Raw genomic sequence first — 20,780 nt, 5'->3', positions numbered from 1 at the left:
TCGATCAGAAGCCCACCTGCACCGACAGGTAGGGCCCCTTCTGGGTCTGGGGATTCAGGGCTTCCACGATGCGACCGAGGTTCACATAGGCCAGCGACATGGACACGTTCTTGGTGGGGAAGTAGGCAACGAAGGCGTCATAGGCATCTTCGTCCGAGGCCAGGCGGAGGCTGCGCGGCTTGGCGCGGTACTCGAGGCCCGCGGCCACATGGCGGCTGAACAGGTACGCCACCGACAGCTCCGGCGCCAGGCGGTAATGGTTGTGAACATCACCGCCGAAACCAAGCAGACCGAACTGATTGGCACGGGTGGCGCGCAACGTGCCGTTGATCAACAGGCTCTGGTCAAGCAGGATCTTGGTGGCCGAGACGTAATAGTCGACACCGCTGTTGTCGCGCGCGCCAAGGTCGCGCGGTTTCAGGCCATTGAGGATGCCGCCGCTGATGCCTTGATGCGATTTGATCTGGGCACCCACGGCAATCTGAGGCAGCCAGCGGTCCTGATCGTAGACCGCATCGCCAGCTACCTTGACCTTCAGGCCCATGATGTCCTGACGCACGGTGACGTCATCGAGCGGGTTGTTGCGGCCGGTACCACGAAAGGCCTGCCGGGCATACGACAACTCGACGCGATCCATCAGGCCCACGGCCACGCCGTAGGTGTCCAGTGCGTACTCGCCGGTGCGCACCACCGTGTAATGGGCGTTGGCGCCATAGCTGTCTCGCGTGCCATAGCCGGTGATCAACGCCCAGGGTGTCAGCCCGCCGCCGCCCGCGCCTTCGACCTGGCTCACACCGCCGGTGGCGAGCAGCTTGCCCATGTCGGGCTTGGGCACCGATTGCGCCGAGGCGGCGCCCAGGGCCATCAGGCCCGCTGCGGCCAGGCCACGGCCCAGCCACGTTCCAATTGTCTGCATGTAGGTCCTCCTGTTGCCGAGCGCACCATGCAACCCGGGCTGGGACCCCTTACGCAGTCAGGTTGCAAACGGATGCAGCACAGCAGAGCCGGCGCTGCTCACCCGAGCGCCCTGCGCAGTGAGCGCAAGCTTTGCCGCAATCGCGCCATGCCCGCCCAGGGGTCGGGCTCGACCAGGCGAGCCCCGACGGTCCGCACCGTCCAGTGGGCGCCACCGCGCAGATCAGACAGTTCCGACCAGTCCACCGGCACCGACACCCCCAGACCCGGCCGGGCGCGCGGCGACCACGCCGACACCGTGGTGGCGCCACGGCCGTTGCGCAAGTAGTCAACAAAAATGCGTCCCACGCGGTTGCGCGGACCGCTCTTGCTGACGAAGCGATCCGGCAGCGTGGCGGCGAGGTGGCGAACCACCGCATGCGACAAGGCTTTGACCTCGTCCCACCCCTCGCGTGGCGCAATCGGTACCACCACATGCAAGCCCTTGCCCCCGCTGGTCTTGAGGAAGCTGCGCAGCCCCAGTTCTTCGAGCAGGGCGCGCACCAGCTGCGCCGCCTCCTGCACACGCGCCCAGGGCACGCCCTCGCCGGGGTCCAGATCGAAAGTCATGCGATCCGGGTGCGCCAGATCGCGCGCCCGACCGTTCCATGTGTGCAGCTCCAGCACATTGGCCTGCATGGCGTCCAGCAAGGCCTGCACATTCTGGACGGCCAGCAGCGGCGGATGGCCCGGATCGAGCGCTGCCGGCAGGCGGGTCAACCCCTTGAGGCCCGCGCCGCCGGCATGCTTCTGAAAGAAGGTCTCGCCCGCCAGTCCGTCGGGCGCTCGCAGCAGCGCCACCGGGCGGTCGGCGAGTTGAGGCAGCCAGCGGCGGCTGGCTGCTGCGGCGTAGTCGACCAGGTCCTGCTTGGTCAGACCAGAAGCCGCGTCCACCACGCGGTGCGGGTTCGTGACACGAAACCGTGCCAGCATCGGTCCACGCTTGGGTGCCTCCAACGGTGGGGCAACGGGCTTGTCCCGCCGGACCTGACGGGCCGGCTTGTCATCACGCAGGCCATGGAAGACGGCCTGTCGCAGGTGGCCGTCACGCGTCCAGGCGGCAAACGACACTTCTGCGACCAGCACGGGCTTCACCCACCGCGCCTTCAATCCTTTGGGCAGCGCCACGAAGGGCATGGTGTCGCTGTGCAGCCGCGTGAGTTGAGTGTGCAGACCACGCAAGGCCGCCTCGGTGAAGCCCGTTCCCACCTGCCCGACATGGTGCAGCCCCCCAGCCGCGTCGTGCACGCCGAGCACCAGGGCGCCAATCCCGATGCGCCCGCCTTTTGGCGCGGTGTAGCCCGCGACGACGAACTCCTGCCGCTGCGTGCACTTGAGCTTGATCCAATCGGCGCTGCGGCCCTGCGGGTAAGGGGCCTCGCGGCGTTTGCCCATCACCCCTTCGACCCGCAAGGCACATGCCGCGTGCAACAGCGCCTGGGGCGCCACGGGGAAGTCTTCGCTGAACCGCACGCGGGGCGCGCTCAGCGCCAGCACACGTTCCCTTAAGGCTTCACGCCGAAGATACAAGGGCTGCGCGCGCAGATCCTCGTGGGCCGCGAAGGGCAGGTCGAACACGTGGTAGACGATCTCGTCGGTTCGGCCTACCTCGAAAGCGGCCTGCAAGGCCTGGAAATCCGCGGTCCCGTCTGCGGCAGGCAGCACGATCTCGCCGTCCAGCCAGCAACCCGCCAGCGCGGGCTGGGCCAGATCACGCGCCAGCGCCGGGAGCCGATGCGTCCAGTCCAGCCCCTGGCGGGTGAACAGACGCACCTCGCCATCCGCCACGCGCGCCAGGATGCGGTAGCCGTCGAACTTGATTTCGTACAGCCATTCACCGGCGGCGGGCGGGGCTGACACCAGCGTGGCCAGCGCGGGCGACAGCTTAGGCGGCAAGCCGCCTGGGTCACCGCGTGGCGCGGCGACGGGGGTGCTGCCATCTCGTTCCTTGATGAGCAGCCAGGGCGGCTGGCGATCGCCCTCGTGACCGCGCAGCCGCACCAGATTCCACACCCCTGTCAAGCGCTGACCCTGTAGCGCGAAACGCAGCTTGCCGGCGCGGTAGCCCGCCTGCGCATCGCCCAGCGGATGCCATGTGCCCTCGTCCCAGATCTGAACGGTGCCGGCACCGTAGTGCCCCGGCGGGATGACGCCTTCGAATCGCGCATAGGCCAGCGGGTGGTCTTCCACCTCGATGGCCATGCGACGGTCGGCCGGATCCAGGCTGGGCCCTTTCGGCACGGCCCAACTCTTGAGCACCCCATCGAGCTCCAGCCGGAAGTCGAAATGCAGGCGCCGAGCCTGGTGGCGCTGCACCACAAAGGCCCGCTCGGCCAAGCCGGCGCGCTCGCCTTGTCGCACGCGGCCACGGCCGCGCCTGCGCTCCGTCGCAGCGCCCGACTCGTCACCAGAGGGCTCAGGCGTGCTGGCAAAGCGCCGCTTGGTCCGATAGCTGGCCAGGGGGTCGGTCATGCCGGCCAAGGAGCAAGCCGCGCGCCCAACAACCGTCGGCAGGGCGGATGGGCAGGCAGCTGCCGCGCCCCGGGGCGTGCCACCCCGCTCGCAGGCACGCCACCTGCCGGCTGATCTGGCGCAAGTCTGCACACACCATCCTGCAATGGTCGTCGGTGATCCCGCGGCCACCCATGCGTGAGGGCCCCATGCTCCGCTCAATCTGGAAAGGCGCCATTTCCTTCGGTCTGGTCCACATTCCCGTGGCCCTGTACCCCGCCACGCGCGACGACCAGATTGACTTCGACTGGCTCGACCGCCGCACCATGGACCCGGTCGGCTACAAGCGCATCAACAAGCGCACGGGCAAAGAGATCGCCAAGGAGCACATCGTGCGCGGGGTCGCGGCTGGCGAAGGTGAGTATGTGGTGGTCGGCGATGACGAACTGCGCGACGCCTACCCGCGCACCACCCAGACCATCGAGATCGAGGCCTTCATCGACCCCCGCGAGTTGCCCTTCGTTCACCTGGAGCGCCCCTACTACCTTGGGCCACTGAGCCGTGGTGAGAAGGTGTACGCGCTGCTGCGCGAGACCCTGCTGGCCACCGAGCGCATCGGGCTGGCCCGCGTGGTGATCCACAGCCAACAGCACCTGGCGGCGCTGGTGGCTTCCGGGCCAGCCCTGGTGCTCAATCTGCTGCGCTGGCCCAGCGAGATCCGCACCTGGGAGGACATCCCCTTGCCCGAAGCCGGCCCGCGCGCCGCCGGGCTGACCGAGCGCGAATTGAGCATGGCGCGCGCGCTGGTCGACGACATGAGCCGCCCGTGGCAGCCAGAAGCCCACCACAACGCCTTCCGCGAGGCCGTGATGGCGCTGGTCGAGCGCAAGCGCGAGGCGGGCGATGTCCACCAGGTCACGCCGCTGGAGCCGCAAGTGCCGGGGGCGTCGGCTCCCACCAATGTGATCGATCTGACCGAACTGCTCAAGCGCAGCCTGGCCCATCCCGCCAACCCACCCACCCCGGCCCGTCGCAAACGCGGGGCCTCTTGACACAGGAGCTCACCCCATGTCCGTTCACCTCAAGCCCCTTCACGAACAGGTCATCGTCATCACCGGCGCCTCCAGCGGCATCGGCCTGGCCACCGCAGAAGCCGCCGCGGAGGCCGGCGCCAAACTGGTGTTGGTCGCGCGCAGTGGCGAGACGCTCGAGTCCATCGTGCAGCGCCTGCAGATCGCCGGGGCCCGAGCCATCTCGGTGGTGGCCGATGTAGGTCGTCAGGCCGACATGCAAACGGTGGCGGACACCGCCATCAGCCACTTTGGCTGCATCGACACCTGGATCAATGACGCAGGTGTGTCGATCTTCGGCCGGCTGGAAGAGGTCTCCGACACCGACAACCGCAAGCTGTTCGACACCAACTTCTGGGGCGTGGTCTACGGCTCGCTCGCCGCGCTGCCCCACCTCAAGCGCCATGGCGGTGCGCTGATCAACCTGGGCAGCGAGGTGTCCGATACCGTGCTGCCCCTGCAGGGCATGTACAGCGCCTCGAAACACGCGGTGAAGGGCTTCACCGACGCGCTGCGCGTCGAGGTGGAGCAGCTTGACAAAGCCCCGGTGTCCATCGTGTTGATCCAGCCCACAGCGGTCAACACACCCTTCCCCGACAACGCACGCAACTACCTGTCGGTCGAACCGCAGCTGCCCACGCCGCAGCTCGACCCTCGGGAAGTGGCCCAGGCCATCCTGAAGGCCGCCACCGAAGGCGGGCGAGACATCACCGTCGGCGTCATGGCCAAGCTCAATGTGGCGGCAGCCCGCTTCATGCCCAGCCTCAGCGACCGCATGGCCGCACGACAAGCCGATCGCCAGCAGCGCGACGAGCCAGCGCAGCACAGCGAGGGCGCGCTTTACCGGGCCAGCCAGCGCGGTCAGGTTTTCGGTCGCGGGGCCAGCCAGCACTGAGGCCTCAGGAGCGCACCATGCCGCGCGTGCCTGCCCACAAGCCGCTGGTCTGGCTGCCGGCGTGCCACCGCCATCTGGACCTGTCCGACCCGGGCGGCTACACGGTGCTGGCCGACCGCTATGCCGCCGTGGTATGCCAGCTGCGCATGCAGCCCGTACTGTTCCCGATGGCCGGTGCTGCGGATGTGCCCGGCTTGCTCCCGCTGGTCGATGGCGTGTTGCTCACGGGCTCGCCGTCGAATGTGGACCCATACCACTTCGGTCTCAGCGCCCTTGAAAGCGATCTGCTGGACCCGCGACGCGACCGGCTCACGATGGCGCTGGTACGCGCGGCCATCGAGTCCGGTACGCCGCTTCTCGGCGTCTGCCGCGGGTTGCAGGAGATCAACGTCGCCCTCGGCGGCTCGCTCTACCAGCAGTTGCACACCGAGACCGGCCGGCTCGACCACCGCGAGCCGGAAACCGACGACCTGGAGGCGCAGTTTGCCGAGCGCCACGATGTGATGCTGACGCCCGGCAGCGCATTCGCCCAGTGGGCGGGCGGCCTCACCGCACGCGTCAACTCGCTCCACGCCCAGGGCATCCGTGAGCTGGCACCCGGCCTGGTGGCCGAAGCACATGCACCCGATGGGCTGGTCGAGGGCGTGCGCGTGGCCGACGCCAAGGCCTTCGCCTACGGCGTGCAGTGGCACCCGGAATGGCAGCACGACCGCATCCCCTTCTACCAGCGCAGCCTGGAGGCCTTCGCCCGGGCGTGCCGCACACGCAGCCAGACACATCCGCTGCGCTACGACGATGCGGCCTGAGCCCTCAGGGTGAACGTAAACTGGCGGCCTGTCCACCTGTTTGCGAACCATGAGCCAGACCGAGCGCCCCGCCCTTCCCGACCATCTGTCGATCGATCCGCGCAGCCCCCACTACAACGCCGACGTGTTCAAGCACGACATCGGCATCCGTTTCAACGGCAAGGAGCGCGGCGATGTCGAGGAGTACTGCGTCAGCGAAGGCTGGATCAAGGTCGCTGCGGGTCGCACGCTGGACCGCAAGGGTCGCCCCATGCTGATCAAGCTAAAAGGCCAGGTCGAAGCCTTCTACCGCTGATCGCCCCCGGCGGCGTGCTCCGCCAGCAGGGTCACCAGCACGGCTGCGTCGCTGCGGGCGCGCAACCCGTGCACCTGCCCACCTGGCAACACCACCAGCCGGCCGGCCTGCAGCGGAAGCACGCCGCCGGGCCAGAACACCTCTACTCGCCCCTCCAGGCAATGCAGCACGCTGGCACATGCCACGCTGTGCAACGGCTGATCTTGCCCGTCGCGCAGCACGATGTGCAGCAATTGCAATCCTTCGGCCCGGATCAGGCTGGTGCTGGGCGTGTCCGCCAAGCGCGCACCCAGCGGCGCCAGGTCGATCACTTCCATGGGATGGGCGTGAGGCAGGGCCATCAATGCTCCTCGTATCCGGAATGCCGCTCCATTGGCAAGTCACAGGCCTGCCCGCAAACCACGACGTCAGCGTGGTTTTGCCATGGGCCAACGTGGCGGACTTGGGCATTCTGACGGCCACGGAGACACTCGGATGCAGCAGCCCCCCCTTCCCGACAACGAACCCCAACGCCTGGCGTTGCTGTACGCGCTGGATCTGCTTGACAGTCCGAACGAGCCCGTTTTCGACACCCTGACCCGGCTGGCAGCACGCACCTTGCGCGTCCCCACGGCGCTGGTGTCCTTGCTGGACACCAACCGCCAATGGTTCAAATCCCGCGCGGGCCTCGACGCAGCGGAGACGCCGCGCAGTCAGGCCTTCTGTGCGCACACCATCCTGAAGGACGAGCCATTGGTCGTCCACGACGCCCGGCTCGACCCACGCTTTCGCGACAACCCGCTGGTCACTGGCCCATTGGCAGTGCGGGCCTATGCTGGCGTGCCACTGCGCAGCGTTGAGGGACTGGCCTTGGGCACGCTGTGTGTACTGGATCAGTCGCCACGCGAGTTCACGGCGGATGAGCTCGCAACGCTGGCCGACCTCGCCGACCTGGCCCGCCAGGAGCTGCTGCGGCGGGAAGCCAGCCTGCAAGCCCGCACGCTGGCACAAGCCGATGGCCGCCTGCTCGCCCAACGAGGCGCGCTGGTGCAAACTTTGTTCGAACACGCGGCCGTGGGCATGGCCATGGTCGGATTGGATGGCTCATGGCTGCGTGTCAACCAGCGCATATGTGACATCCTGGGCCGCCCTGCCGCGGCACTGATCGGTCACACCTTTCAGGCCGTCACACACCCGGACGACCTGAATGCCGACCTCACCCAGATGCAGGCCCTGCTGCAGGGCGAACGTGACCAGTACGCCATGGAGAAGCGCTACCTGCGTCCCGACGGCACGGTGGTCTGGGGTCAGCTCACCGTAGGCATCGTGCGCGAGCACGGTGTGCCGGCCTGGTTCGTGGCCACGGTCGATGACATCTCCAGCCGCAAGGCCACCGAACACGCGCTGGCCATGCTGCGCGACGACCTGGAGCGCCGTGTGCTGGACCGCACGGAGCAACTGCGGGTGCGCAGCGAGCAGCTGGAAGCCATCCTCGAGAACGCACTGGACGCATTCGTGGCCATCGACGGCGATGGTCTGGTCATCCACTGGAACCGCCAGGCGGAACAGACGTTCGGCTGGAGCCGAGCCGAAGCCACCGGCCAGCCACTCGCGCAGCTCATCATTCCGCCGACCATGCGCGAGGCCCACGTCGCCGGCATGGCCCACATGACCCGCACGGGCGAGGCCCCGGTCATCGGCCAGCGCATGGAGTTGCCCGCGATGCGGCGCGACGGCCTCACGCTGCCCTGCGAGGTCACCATCAACACCTTGCCGCAGACCGGTGGCAAGCCCGTGTTCTTTGCCTTTCTGCACGACATCTCTGCGCGCCGTTCGGCCCAGGACGCCCTGCTTGCCAGCGAGCGGCGCGTGCGCGTGATCACCGACAACCTGCCCGTGCTGGTGGCCTACGTCGACCGTGAGCAACGATACGGCTTCTGCAATGCAACCTACCGGACCTGGCTGGGCGTGGACCCCGCCGCAGCGGTGGGGCAGCACGTGGCCGCCGTATTGGGCGAGCAGGGTTACGCCCTGCGGCGGCCGCTGATCGAACGGGCGCTGGCGGGCGAGCAGGCCGAAGCCGACATCGAGGTGCCGCAGGGGGACGACGTGCGCCATCTGCATCTGCGCTACTTCCCGGACACGGCTCCCGATGGTCAGGTACAGGGCCTGTACGCGTTGGCCACCGATGTCACCGAGACCCGCCTCGCCCACCGCCAGCTCATTCAGCTCGCGCGTACGGACGCACTCACCGGGCTGCCCAACCGCCGCGCATTCGAAGAAGCCTTCGACCAGGCAATGGCCCGCCACCGGCGTACGGGCCGGCCGATTGCGCTGGCCTTTATGGACATCGACCGCTTCAAGCTGATCAACGACACCCATGGCCATGGCATCGGCGACGAAGTCCTGCAGACCTTTGCGCTGCGGCTGACCTCGTGCGTGCGCATGACCGACACCGTGGCCCGCCTGGCGGGCGACGAGTTCGTGATCATCCTCGAAGGGCTCAACCACGCCCACGAAGCCGACATCGTCGCGCGCAAGATCTTGGCGGCGATCGACCACCCCTTCGAGCTCAGCGCCGGGCTCACGCTGCCCGTTCAGACCAGCATCGGTATCGCCTATCAGGCTCGGGGCCAGCACGGCGCTCAAGCACTGCTGGAGGCGGCCGACCGCGCGCTGTATGCGGCCAAGGCCGCCGGCCGCAACACGCACTGTGTGATCAGCACGGATGCCGCCTGAGCGCCACGGGCAGCCCGGCCCGGCGCGTGTACCATCGACGCGCAGAAGGAGACACGCTCGATGACACTCGCATTCCATGGCCGCGTGGCCATCGTCACTGGCGCAGGCGGCGGCCTGGGCCGTCAACATGCCCTGGCCCTCGCAGCCCGCGGCGCCAAGGTGGTCGTCAACGACCTCTCACCCGAGGCTGTGGCCCGCGTGGCCGATGAGATCCGGGCAGCCGGCGGCGAGGCACTCGGCGTGGCCTGCTCGGTCACCGACATGGCGGCGGTGCAGGCCATGGTGCAACGGGTGCAGGACACCTGGGGCCGCGTGGACATCCTGGTCAACAACGCCGGCATCCTGCGCGACAAGTCGTTTGCCAAGATGGAGCTGGACGACTTCCGGCTCGTGATGGATGTGCACGTCATGGGTGCCGTGCACTGCACCAAGGCCGTGTGGCCGCTGATGACCGCGCAGAAGCATGGCCGCATCGTGATGACCACCTCGTCGTCTGGCCTCTTCGGCAACTTCGGCCAGGCCAACTACGGCGCCGCCAAGATGGCGCTGGTCGGCCTGATGCAGACCTTGTCGATTGAAGGCGCCAAGCACGACATCCGCGTGAACTGCCTGGCGCCCACCGCCGCCACGCAGATGACCGAAGGCCTGCTGCCGCCCGCCATGCTGTCGCTGCTGCAGCCCGAGGCGGTCGTGCCCGCGCTACTCGCACTGGTGCACGACGACGCGCCCAATCGCACCATTCTGTGCGCCGGCGCCGGCACCTTTGAGGCCGCGCAGATCACGCTCACCCGCGGCCTGCACCTGGGCGTCGGGTCGCACGTGCCCGAGCAGCTCGTGGCACAGTTGGGTGCGGTCACCGCGTCGGCCGGTGCCACCGTGCCGCAAAGCGGGGCCGAGCAGGGCCACAACGAGGTGAGCCAGGCCATGGCCGCCCAGGCGCGCGCGTGAGCACACCTTCCCGCCGGGTCATCGACCTGGCCGACTACCCGCGCGCCGACATCCTGCGCGCCTTCATCGACCGGCAGATGCCGCAGTTCAGCGTCACCTGTGCGGTCGATATCACGGCACTCAAGCAGGCCTGCGTGCGTACAGGCGCCTCGCTGTTCGTGGCCAGCAGCCATGCGGTGTCCTGCTCCGTCAACGCCGTGGCGGCGTTGCGGCATCGCGTGGTCGACGGTGTGCTGTACGAGTACACGCACACCGACCCGGGCTACACGGTGGCCCGCGAAGGCGACCTGTTCAGCTTTTGCGACGGTGTGCACCTTGATGACTTTGCTGCCTACAGCCGCGAGACCCGCGCACGCATGGCGGCCGTTCAGCAGGCGCCCGACCTGTCGTTGGGCGCCAAGCACCACCTGTTCTTCATCTCCAGCGTGCCGTGGCTGGCCTTCACCGGCTTTACCCATCCCTATGACCCGATGTACGCCCATGTGCCGGTCATCACGCTGGGCAAGCTCAACGAGTCGGCTGGCCGCTGGCAGATGCCTGTGGCCATCCAGGTCCACCACGGCACGGTCGATGGCGTGCACGTCGCGCGATTCTTTGAACACCTGGAAGCCCGCTGTGCGCAAGCCGACCAGTGGGTCGTGGTCCCATCCTGAGATCCGTCCCGAGGACAGACAGCATGCCCCTGAGCCGACGTGAAGCCGAGCAACAGCGCCTGTACGACCATCCAACCTTGACCCGTGCCCTCTTGCTGGAGGTGGGCCGACCGGGGGGCTGGGATGCGCTGGCTTCGGTCTGGCAAGGCGTTCAGGACGAGTGGGGCTGGCCAGCACCGGCCATCGCCGTCAACGGGCGCGATGGCTTTCAGCTGTGGTTCAGCCTCGCCGAGCCGGTGGCGCCAGAGGCCGCACAGGCCGTTCTCGACGCGCTGCGTGCGCGTTTTCTGGGGGCGCTGCCCGCTCGGGCGGTGCGGCAGTGGCCCGCCGAAGGCACCCTGCTCACGCCCACCTTGCCGCCCGCGCCGGTGCAGGCGGGGCAATGGTCGGCCTTTGTGACGGCGGGGCTGGCGCCCATCTTTGCCGATGCCCCCTGGCTCGACATCCCGCCCGCAGACGATGGCCAGGCCGACCTGCTGACGGCGCTCCGGCCCATCGACGCCACCGCCTGGCGAACCGCCCTGGCTGCCATCGCCCCGCAAGCGCACGCGGGCTCGCAGGCGGCATCGGACACCCAGCCGCCCGGGCCGGCCCTTGATACCCCAGCGGCCCATGCGCCATCGCCCGCGGCGTCGCTCGGGCCCCGGCAGTTTCTGCTGCAGGTGATGCAAGATGACCGGGCGCCGCTGGCCTTGCGGGTGGAGGCCGCCAAGGCCTTGCTCGCGCATCCCGATACCGCCAACCCGCGCTCAGACACCTGAGCGGGCCACAGCTGCGGCAGTCAGAACACGCCCAACACCAAGCCCGCCGCCAGCGCCTCACCCAGGGCTCGGCAGGCGGTCAAAGATTCCTCATCGATCTGCTTGGGCGCCGCAATCGCCTCGGGCGTCTGCGCGTGCGTGCACACGATCAACGGCTCGGCCACCGGCTTCAAGCGCCAGCCCATGGCGATGCGCGCGATCTGCCGGGCCGCGTTGCTGCCGTCGCTGCCTGCGCAGATCAGGCTGGCATACGGGCGCCCGTTGATGCGGTCCAGCACCGGGTAGTAGCAACGGTCAAAGAAGTCCTTGAGCTGGCCACTGATGGCCGCGAGGTTCTCGGGCGTGGCAAAGATGTAGCCGTCGGCCGCGAGCACCTCATCGGGCGCCACGTCTGAGGCGTGGCGCAGCCGCACACGCACGCCGGGCTCGCCCTGCGCGCCGTCACAGGCCGCCTGCGCCATCTGGTGGGCACCACCGGTCATCGAGTGGTAGACGATCAGCAGCGTCTTGTCCGCGGCAGAAACAAGATTGGGGGCGCGGTCGGGTGCGTGGTCAGGAGGGTGGCCCATGGGGGCATCGTGCCACAGCTGGGCGCGCCATTTGCCCCGCCTGGGAGCCGACCCTTTTGACACCTGCGAGGCCCGAACATGACAGACACCGTCAGCGACTTCATGCTCAAACGACTGCACGCCTGGGGCGTGCACCGCATCTACGGCTACCCCGGCGATGGCATCAACGGCCTGATGGGCGCGCTGGACCGTGCGCGCAAGCACGACCTTGGCATCGATTTCATTCAGACACGACACGAAGAGCTTGCCGCCTTCATGGCCTGTGCCCATGCCAAGTTCACCGGCGAGGTCGGCGTGTGCCTGGCCACCTCCGGCCCGGGCGCCATTCACCTGCTCAATGGCTTGTATGACGCCAAGCTCGACCACCAGCCCGTGGTGGCCATCGTCGGCCAGCAGGCGCGCACCGCCATGGGCGGCGACTACCAGCAAGAGGTCGACCTGCTATCGCTGTTCAAGGACGTGGCCCACGAGTTCGTGCAGATGGCGACCGCGCCCGCGCAGATCCGCCACCTCGTCGACCGCGCCGTGCGCATCGCGCGCGACCGGCGCACCGTCACCTGCATCATCGTGCCGCACGATCTGCAAGAGCTCGATGCGGTCGAGACCCCGCCCCGCAAACACGGCACCATCCTCAGCGGCATCGACCACCCGAGCGCGCGTATCGTGCCGTCGCTGCCCGAACTGCAACGCGCCGCCGACGTGCTCAATGCGGGCAAGAAAGTGGCCATCCTCGTCGGGGCCGGCGCGCTGAACGCCACCGATGAGATCATTGCCGTTGCAGAGCGGCTGGGCGCCGGCGTCGCCAAGGCCCTGCTGGGCAAAGCCGCGGTGCCGGATGACCTGCCCTTTGTGACTGGCTCGATCGGCCTACTGGGCACCCAGCCCAGCTGGGACCTGATGTCCGGCTGCGACACCCTGCTCATGGTGGGCTCCAGCTTTCCCTATTCCGAGTTCCTGCCCGAAGAAGGCCAGGCCCGCGGCGTGCAGATCGACATCGACGGCCGCAAGCTCAACATGCGCTACCCGATGGAGGTGGGCCTGATCGGCGACAGCCGTGAAACCTTGCAAGCCTTGTTGCCCCTGCTGTCGCAACAGACGGACCGCGCCTGGCGAAACGACATCGAAGCAAGCGTCGAAAGGTGGTGGCGCGTGCTGGAGGCGCGGGCGATGGCGGGTGCAAGCGGCATCAATCCTCAACTCCCTTTCTGGGAGTTGTCGCCCCGTCTGCCGGACAACTGCATCCTCACGTGCGACTCAGGCTCGGCGGCCAACTGGTATGCGCGCGATCTGCGCATCCGCCGAGGCATGAAAGCATCGCTGTCTGGCGGGCTGGCCACCATGGGCCCAGCCGTTCCCTATGCGATTGCGGCAAAGTTCGCCCACCCGGAGCGCCACGTCATCGCGATGCTGGGTGACGGCGCCATGCAGATGAACGGCCTCAATGGCCTGATCTCGATCGCCACGTACTGGCGGCGTTGGGCCAGCCCCAAGCTGACCATTCTGGTTCTCAACAATGGCGACCTCAACCAGGTCACGTGGGAGCAGCGCGCCATGGCGGGCGATCCCAAGTTCGAGGCCTCGCAAGTGGTTCCCGACTTTCCCTATGCCGAGTACGCGCGCCTGCTGGGGCTCAACGGCATCCGCGTCACCCAGCCCGAAGAGGTGGCCGCTGCCTGGGACACCGCCTTGGCGGCCGATGTGCCTACCGTCGTCGAGATGGTGACCGACCCGAATGTGCCGCCCCTGCCGCCGCACATCAAGCTGGAGCAGGCCAAGGCCTACCTGTCTGCCCTCTGGCACCGCGACCCGGACGCGCTCGAGATGGTCAAGCAATCGGCCCGGCAGCTTTGGGCAACGATGTTCCCGGCCGACAAGGGACGCTGACCGCGCCCCACCCGCATCACCATGGCCCAGCCACTCCAAGATGCACGCCCGGCAAAGCGGGTGCCAGGCAAGGTGATGCGCACCGTCGAGACCGCGCTGCGCGCACGCACCCAGGCGGACGTGCGCTTCGATGCGGCGAGCCGGGCGCTTTACGCGACCGACGCATCCAATTACCGCCAGGTGCCCGTGGGCGTGGTCATCCCGCGCACGGTCGATGATGTGGTCACCACGGTGGCCATCTGCCGCGAGCACGACCTGCCCGTGCTGTCCCGGGGCGGCGGAACCAGCCTGTGCGGCCAATGCTGCAACGCGGCCGTCGTCATCGACTTCTCCGCGCATCTCAACCGCATCATCGAGATCGACCCGGCGCGCAAGGTTGCCCGCGTGGAGCCCGGCGTGGTGCTCGACGAACTCCGACGTGCGGCGGCGCGCCATGGCCTCACCTTTGCGCCCGATCCGTCCACCCACAATCACAACACCCTGGGCGGCATGATCGGCAACAACTCATGCGGCCCCCACTCGGTGATGGGCGGCAAAACGCAGGAAAACATCGTCGCCCTTGACGTCCTGCTGTACGACGGCACGCGCATGCACGCCGGTGAGGTCGATGACGCCTGCTTCGCGGCGATCCAGCTGGCGGGCGGCCGCATCGCCGAGATCCACGCCGAGCTGCGCGCCCTGGGTGCGCAGTACGGTGATGAGATCCGCGCGCGCTTTCCCGACATTCCCCGCCGCGTGTCTGGCTACAACCTCGATGCCTTGCTGCCCGGCCAGCCCATGCACGTCGCGCAGGCGCTGGTGGGCAGCGAAGGCACCTGCGTCGTCGTGCTGGAAGCCACCGTGCGGCTGGTGGACAACCCGGCCCACCGTGCGTTGCTGGTGCTGGGCTACCCCAGCGTCTACGATGCGGGCGACCATGTCTGCACGGTGATGCAACACGGGCCCATCGCACTGGAGGGCATGGACGACGACCTCGTCCACGACATGCGCGCATCCGGGTTGCGGGTGGACGAGCTTGCGCTGCTGCCCTCCGGGGCAGGTTGGCTGCTCGTGGAGTTCGGGGGCGACACCCCCGCACAAGCGGCACAGCACGCGCAAGCTGCCATGCAGGCCCTGTCAGCCAGCCCCGACGCGCCCACGATGGCGCTCTACACCGACCCGGACGAGCAACACCAGGTCTGGCGCATTCGCGAGGCTGGGCTGGGCGCCACAGCCCACGTGCCCGACAAGCACCTGACCTGGGAGGGATGGGAGGACGCCGCCGTGCCGCCCGAGCGGCTCGGCGAGTACCTGCGACGCTTTCGTGCGCTGCTGGACCAGCACGGCTACGAAGCCGATCTATACGGCCACTTCGGGCAGGGATGCGTGCACACACGCATCAACTTCGATCTGGTCACCGCGCAGGGCATCGCGCGCTTTCGTCGCTTCATTGACGATGCCGCGCAGCTGGCTGTCAGCATGGGTGGCGCCATCTCTGGCGAACACGGCGACGGCCAATCCAAGGCGGCGCTGCTGCCCCTGATGTACGGCCCCCGCCTGATGACAGCGTTCCGGGCCTTCAAGCACATCTGGGACCCGCACAACCGCATGAATCCCGGCAAGGTGGTGGACGCCTATGCGCCCGACGAGAACCTGCGGCTGGGCACCCGTTACGACACCCCCGACCTGGACACCCACTTCCGCTACCCTGACGACGCGGGCAGCTTCACACATGCGCTGCTGCGCTGCGTGGGCGTGGGCGAATGCCGCAAGCAAGAAGGCCTGATGTGCCCCAGCTACATGGCCACGGGCGACGAGATGCACAGCACGCGCGGACGCGCTCGCCTGCTGTTCGAGATGGCCGAAGGCGACGTGCTGAAAGACGGTTGGCGCAACGAATCGGTCAAACAGGCACTCGACCTCTGCCTGTCGTGCAAGGGCTGCAAGCGCGAATGCCCCGTCAGCGTCGACATGGCCACCTACAAGGCCGAGTTCATGGCGCACCACTATGCCGGGCGGCTGCGGCCCCTGACAGCCCACGCGTTCGGCCACATCGACCGCTGGTCACGGTGGGCGGCTCACGCCCCTCGGCTGGCCAACTACCTCAGCCAGCACGAACCCACGGCCTCCTGGCTCAAGCGGCTCGTCGGCATCGCGCCGCAACGCCGCCTGCCAACCTTCGCCCCCCTGCCCTTCACCACGGCTCATCGGGCGCATCGCCTGCCCGGGCACCGTCAAGGCCAGCGGGTCATCCTGTGGGCGGACACCTTCAACAACCACTTCCACCCCGATACGCTCACCTCCGCCTGGCGCGTGTTGACGCAACTGGGCTGCGACGTGGTCGTGCCGCCGCAGCCCCTGTGCTGCGGGCGGCCGCTGTACGAGTTCGGCCTGTTGGACGAGGCCCGCGCCAAGCTCAAGCATGTGCTTCAGGCGCTGGACGCCGACATCCGCGCCGGCACGCCCGTCATCGGGCTGGAGCCCGCCTGCATGTCTGTGTTCAAGGACGAACTGCACGCGCTCATGCCCTTCAACCAGCAAGCACGCCGGCTGCGCCAGCAGGCGCAGATGCTGGGCGACTTCGTGGCGGCGCGCCTCGACTCCGGTGTCGACACGGGCTGGACTCCCCTGCACAGACAGGCGCTGGTGCATGCGCACTGCCATCACCGTGCCGTGCTGGGCCTGGATGCCGAGCAGGCGCTGCTCCAGCGCCTGGGGCTCGACGTCAACCTGCTGGATGCCGGCTGCTGCGGCATGGCCGGCTCGTTCGGCTTCGAGCGCGACAAGTACGAGGTCTCGCAGCGCTGCGCCGAGCGCGTGCTGCTGCCAGCGATCCGCTCGGCGCCGGCTGACACCCTCGTGATCGCCAACGGTTTCAGCTGCCGCGAGCAGATCAGCCAGGCCGGGCTGGGCCTGCCGATGCACTTGGCAGAGGTGCTGGCGCTGGCGGCTGGGGGGCGTCATGACCGGCGCCTCTGATTCCATTTACCGAACGTTTGAGTTAACGATTCTCTCGCCCGTTTGAAGATACCATCCCGGATCCATTCAAGATCCTGGACGACCATACCCCTCACGCAGCACAGCAGTCGCTTGACTCATGCCGAAAGCAACGACGGCGCGCCGCCCAAGAGTCGCTCGAAAGCGTGCTCCCTGAGGCAATCCGTGGCTCTTGAATCCCAAACCTCGGCGCCATGTCCCGCTCTGTTGTCACCGAACAAAGTCGTGAACGATGCGCGTTGTGCACCAAGCACTTGCGAAGCTTCAGGCGGTCCTACCTAAACGCCAAAGTCCTAAACAACTTCGCGCTCATCGAACCTTTGCACGGGTCACAAGCCCCTGAGCGGCCACCCACGCCGATATGTCATCGCGCCGAATGGCCGCAGCCATCAAGCCCGGAAAGGCATCGGGCGTGCAAGCAAATGAAGGCACGCCCAATGCCGCCAACTTGGCTGCCAAGGCATGGTCGTAGGCAGGTGCGCCTTCATCGCTCAAGGCCAACAGGGTGATGAACTGCACGCCGCTGTCGACCAGTTCGATGGCACGACGCAAGAGGTTGGCTTCGACGCCGCCTTCGTACAGGTCCGATATCAGCACGAAGATCGTGTTGCGTGGTTCCCGTATCAGCGATTGACAGTAGCCCACCGCACCATTGATGTCCGTGCCGCCACCCAGCTGAACACCAAACAAGACATCGACCGGATCATGAAGCTGCTCGGTGAGATCAACCACCGCCGTATCGAACACGACCAGCTTGGTGGCTACCGCAGGCAAGGAGGCCAGGACGGCACCGAAGATACTGGCATACACCACCGAATTGGCCATGGAGCCGCTTTGGTCGATGCACAAAACGACCTCGCGTTGCGGCTTGCGGGCTTTGCGGCCATAGCCGATCAAGGTCTCTGGCACGACGGTTTGGTAGTCGGGCTGCCAGTGCTTCAAATTGGCCCGTATGGTGCGTTGCCAATCGATCTCGGCATGACGTGGCCGGCGGTTGCGCTGGCTGCGGTCCAATGCGCCACTGACAGCCGATCGCATGGGGTCTTCCAGCCGTTTCATCAGGTCATCCACCACCCGACGCACCACCATGCGGGCGGTTTCTTTCGTGCCCTCGGGGATCACGCGGGACAAGGCCATCAGGTTGGCGACCAGGTGCACATCAGGCTGCACGCGTTCGAGCATTTCGGGCTGCAGCAGCATGTCGCGCATGTTCAACCGCTCCAATGCGTCGCGCTGCATGACCTGTACGACAGAACTGGGAAAGTACTTGCGGATGTCACCCAGCCAGCGCGCAACACTGGGGGCTGAACCGCCCCGACCGCCACGCCTGTCCCTGGACTGCAAGCCACCTGGCCCTTGCGCTTCATAAAGCGCAGCCAAGCCCTGGTCCATTTCGGCCATAGCACCGGTCAATGATCCGCAGCTCTGCTCAGCTTCGCCGCCCAGCACCATTCGCCAGCGACGCAGGCGGTCGTCGTCATTCGATGATGCGCTCATGTGTTCACACCCAGAATCTGCCGCAAGACGGGCAAGGCCAGAACGGCACGGTCTTCATCCCAGAGAGGCTGTGCCATCTTCACAGCAGGCACCTGTGCGCCGCGACTGGCCCGCTGCCCCAGATCCCGACGCTCGCTGGGACCAAAAACCGAGAAGGTGCGTCGCACCAATGGCAGCACACGCACGAAGTGCTCTTCGTTCAAACCCACCAGCCAATCGTTGACGAGTTGCCAGACGCGGGCGTCGTGCAGCAGTACCACCGCATTGCGGTTCAGGAAGCCGTCCAGCCAAGCGGCCGCTTTGGCAGGCTCGGCGCCAGATGACAGGTGCAATGACAAGGCGCTGGCGACTCGGTCCACGGTCCAGGTGCCATCATCCAGCAGCAAGCGCACCGCCACGCCTTGCAGCAACTCGTGTGCGCCAGAGTGAAGGGCGATCTGGTTCAAGGATTGCTGCCAGAGTTCGGCCTGCTCATCACCGTCTCGCAGCTTGACCGCCGCATGGGCGCCGAGCAGCTTGTCCCGCAACGCATCAGCAGCGGCGTCGTCCAATGCAGCGCAAGCCAGCGGCAGGCTGATGGCGGCCCGAACAATGAGGCCATCCAGCACATGCCCGACCATAGCCGCATCGGTCTGTCGCACGTTGCCATAGCGAAACACATTGCTCAATGAGGGCAAGGCGGCCAGAAGTTGCAGGGCATCACCAGTCAGCGCAGCCCGATCTTCGAGTGCGCGTGTGGCCACCGCCACGGCCGTGTGCAGATCCGCCAGCAAGACCCGGTCGACCAAAGCCGACAACTCAGACAAGGTGCCAATACGCGAGCACTGATCGACCACCTTGGCCACGGCGGCGTCCTGCACGGTTTGCCCCCACTGGCTGGCTTCGATCAGACGCAGCACGAACTCAGGCTGCCATTGGAGAGACCAGACCTCGTGAAAGGTACCCTTGGACGACCGGCCCACCTTGGTCATCGTGCCCCAAGGGATGTCCAGCAGGTGCAGGCGGTGCAGCAGATGGCTGCGCGCCAGGTCATTGGCATGGCGCAGATCAAGGTCCAGCGTCTTCTGTGTGGCTTCGGGTTTGAGCCGCAAGGATCTCTGTGCCTGCTCGACATCCCTCTGCAAGGGCACTGTGGGCACATCGGACGGGACTTGGCCCAGCCGATCGCCGACCACCAAGGCATCCCGAATGAAATGCAGCACCGATTCGTCGCCCATGGTCAGGACGGTACGACTCGCCTCATGCAGCTCTTCCAGGCCGGGGGCAGGACGATCTCGCAGGGCCGCCAGAGCATCGGCCAATCGGGCCGCCTCGATCAAGTGCGCCGATGAACAATCGAGATCCCGCTCTCGCATCAGCCGAGCCACGCGCGCCAGCCAGGTCACGGTCCGAGGCTGCGCGTTGTCATGGCTGGCCCAGAGGTGCTCGTACCACCCTGGCGAGGCGATGCCCGCACCATAACCACTGGCACGCGTCAAATGACGGTAGGTCCACGGCACCCACGTCGTTTGCACCTTGACCTTGGGCAAGCCTTTGAGCAAGGTCTGATCGGCCTTCGCCGTGGTGCTCGCTTGCAGCCCCCCCAGATGCCAGGCACCACAGACGACCGCGATACGCTCGAAGCCTTCCTTCTGGGCAGCACGGATGCACTGCCGCATATGAGCCTCTCTCAAGTCCTCCCGGTGGGCCTCATGCTCATCACAAGGGCTGTCTTTCCAGTCGGCCCGCAGCGCAAGCATGGCTTCGGAGATGGCGGCAAAGAGTTGCTCGCCGTCTCCTCGCTCCTCGACCATGTGATTCCACCAGGATTCGCCGTCTGCATAACCGGCAGCATGCGCGAGCCAGTTCAATGGATCGCGGCGTTCCACGGGCTCGGGCAGGACAGACGCTGGAGAAGCCCCATGTGCATCAAGGCCGGTGGCGTCTGGCTCGGCCGTCTGATCGGCAACCCGCTCAAGGTCACGCTGCACTTTGTCCAGCGCCAGCCCATGCGTGATCGGCAAGTCAATGAATCGGACCGGGACACCTGCGACAACAGCCCAGTGCGCAGCCTGCCATTCAGGCGAAAACACGGCAAAGGGGTGGTACACGGCCAACCGGGGCTCGTCCGGACAATAGGTGAGCAAGGCCACCGGGGGCCGCATGCCCTCGCTGGCGATCAAGGGCAGCAAGGCGTCGCCCTCAGGCGGCCCTTCTATCAAGACGCAGTCTGGCTTGAGGACGGCAAACGCGCGAACCAAGCTGCGCGCGCAGCCTGGTCCATGGTGCCTGATGCCAAAAAAATGAGGCTCGCTCATTCGGCC

At 67.1% G+C, this 20,780-nt stretch carries 16 protein-coding genes; 10 read left to right on the top strand and 6 right to left on the bottom strand.

Annotated elements, in window-relative coordinates:
- Window positions 1-4: 4 nt before the first annotated feature.
- Window positions 5-916, bottom strand: coding sequence for a DUF3034 family protein (locus GTZ97_RS07505; RefSeq protein WP_161649967.1), 912 nt, complete (start codon window positions 914-916; stop codon window positions 5-7).
- A gap of 98 nt (window positions 917-1,014) precedes the next feature.
- Window positions 1,015-3,426 (bottom strand): DNA ligase D, encoded by a 2,412-nt coding sequence (gene ligD / locus GTZ97_RS07500; RefSeq protein ID WP_161649966.1) that lies wholly within the window; start codon window positions 3,424-3,426, stop codon window positions 1,015-1,017.
- A 188-nt stretch (window positions 3,427-3,614) separates the two neighbouring features.
- Here ligD and ku point away from each other — a divergent pair, with 188 nt between their 5' ends.
- The 4 genes from ku to GTZ97_RS07480 are packed head-to-tail and all read left to right on the top strand — an operon-like array spanning window position 3,615 to window position 6,471.
- Window positions 3,615-4,457, top strand: coding sequence for a non-homologous end joining protein Ku (gene ku / locus GTZ97_RS07495; RefSeq protein WP_330863573.1), 843 nt, complete (start codon window positions 3,615-3,617; stop codon window positions 4,455-4,457).
- A 16-nt stretch (window positions 4,458-4,473) separates the two neighbouring features.
- Window positions 4,474-5,370 (top strand): SDR family oxidoreductase, encoded by an 897-nt coding sequence (locus GTZ97_RS07490; RefSeq protein WP_161649964.1) that lies wholly within the window; start codon window positions 4,474-4,476, stop codon window positions 5,368-5,370.
- A gap of 17 nt (window positions 5,371-5,387) precedes the next feature.
- Window positions 5,388-6,176 (top strand): gamma-glutamyl-gamma-aminobutyrate hydrolase family protein, encoded by a 789-nt coding sequence (locus GTZ97_RS07485; RefSeq protein ID WP_161649963.1) that lies wholly within the window; start codon window positions 5,388-5,390, stop codon window positions 6,174-6,176.
- Window positions 6,177-6,225: 49 nt separating this feature from the next.
- Window positions 6,226-6,471, top strand: a complete 246-nt coding sequence (locus tag GTZ97_RS07480) for a DUF3297 family protein (RefSeq protein WP_161649962.1) — start codon at window positions 6,226-6,228, stop codon at window positions 6,469-6,471.
- On the opposite strand, the gene GTZ97_RS07475 is transcribed toward GTZ97_RS07480, so the two are convergent.
- On the bottom strand, window positions 6,462-6,812 hold the full coding sequence (locus GTZ97_RS07475) for a cupin domain-containing protein (protein WP_161649961.1): 351 nt from the start codon (window positions 6,810-6,812) through the stop codon (window positions 6,462-6,464). The genes GTZ97_RS07480 and GTZ97_RS07475 overlap by 10 nt on opposite strands.
- A gap of 133 nt (window positions 6,813-6,945) precedes the next feature.
- Here GTZ97_RS07475 and GTZ97_RS07470 point away from each other — a divergent pair, with 133 nt between their 5' ends.
- From GTZ97_RS07470 to GTZ97_RS07455, 4 genes are read left to right on the top strand one after another with little or no spacing between them, the layout of a single operon-like run.
- Entirely contained in the window at window positions 6,946-9,189 is a 2,244-nt protein-coding gene (locus tag GTZ97_RS07470; protein WP_161649960.1) for a PAS domain S-box protein, read from the top strand.
- Window positions 9,190-9,249: 60 nt separating this feature from the next.
- Window positions 9,250-10,137, top strand: coding sequence for an SDR family NAD(P)-dependent oxidoreductase (locus GTZ97_RS07465; RefSeq protein WP_161649959.1), 888 nt, complete (start codon window positions 9,250-9,252; stop codon window positions 10,135-10,137).
- Window positions 10,134-10,790 carry a CatA-like O-acetyltransferase gene (locus GTZ97_RS07460; RefSeq protein WP_161649958.1) on the top strand — a complete coding sequence of 219 codons (657 nt, stop codon included), beginning with the start codon at window positions 10,134-10,136 and terminating at the stop codon, window positions 10,788-10,790. Before GTZ97_RS07465 ends, GTZ97_RS07460 begins: the two co-directional genes overlap by 4 nt.
- A 23-nt stretch (window positions 10,791-10,813) precedes the next feature.
- Complete coding sequence (locus tag GTZ97_RS07455) at window positions 10,814-11,551, top strand: serine/threonine-protein kinase (RefSeq protein ID WP_161649957.1); 738 nt, start codon at window positions 10,814-10,816, stop codon at window positions 11,549-11,551.
- Window positions 11,552-11,571: 20 nt separating this feature from the next.
- On the opposite strand, the gene GTZ97_RS07450 is transcribed toward GTZ97_RS07455, so the two are convergent.
- Entirely contained in the window at window positions 11,572-12,120 is a 549-nt protein-coding gene (locus GTZ97_RS07450; RefSeq protein ID WP_161649956.1) for a flavodoxin family protein, read from the bottom strand.
- A gap of 78 nt (window positions 12,121-12,198) precedes the next feature.
- Here GTZ97_RS07450 and GTZ97_RS07445 point away from each other — a divergent pair, with 78 nt between their 5' ends.
- Together GTZ97_RS07445 and GTZ97_RS07440 are read left to right on the top strand one after the other, a co-directional pair.
- Window positions 12,199-14,004, top strand: a complete 1,806-nt coding sequence (locus GTZ97_RS07445; protein WP_161649955.1) for a thiamine pyrophosphate-requiring protein — start codon at window positions 12,199-12,201, stop codon at window positions 14,002-14,004.
- Window positions 14,005-14,025: 21 nt separating this feature from the next.
- Complete coding sequence (locus GTZ97_RS07440) at window positions 14,026-16,962, top strand: FAD-binding and (Fe-S)-binding domain-containing protein (protein ID WP_236651073.1); 2,937 nt, start codon at window positions 14,026-14,028, stop codon at window positions 16,960-16,962.
- 327 nt (window positions 16,963-17,289) lie between these two features.
- Here the strand turns inward: GTZ97_RS07440 and GTZ97_RS07435 are convergent, their stop codons facing one another.
- Both GTZ97_RS07435 and GTZ97_RS07430 read right to left on the bottom strand, forming a co-directional pair.
- Window positions 17,290-18,477, bottom strand: a complete 1,188-nt coding sequence (locus GTZ97_RS07435; RefSeq protein WP_161649954.1) for a vWA domain-containing protein — start codon at window positions 18,475-18,477, stop codon at window positions 17,290-17,292.
- A complete protein-coding gene (locus GTZ97_RS07430) occupies window positions 18,474-20,774 on the bottom strand; it encodes a DUF5682 family protein (RefSeq protein ID WP_161649953.1) in 2,301 nt (766 codons plus the stop codon). The genes GTZ97_RS07435 and GTZ97_RS07430 overlap by 4 nt, the downstream gene beginning before the upstream one ends.
- Window positions 20,775-20,780 lie beyond the last annotated feature (6 nt).

Source organism: Aquabacterium fontiphilum (assembly GCF_009909205.1).
Taxonomy (GTDB): Bacteria; Pseudomonadota; Gammaproteobacteria; order Burkholderiales; family Burkholderiaceae_C; genus Aquabacterium; species Aquabacterium fontiphilum.
Note: the sequence above shows the minus strand (reverse complement) of the source record. Positions and strands in the feature narration are given on the sequence as shown.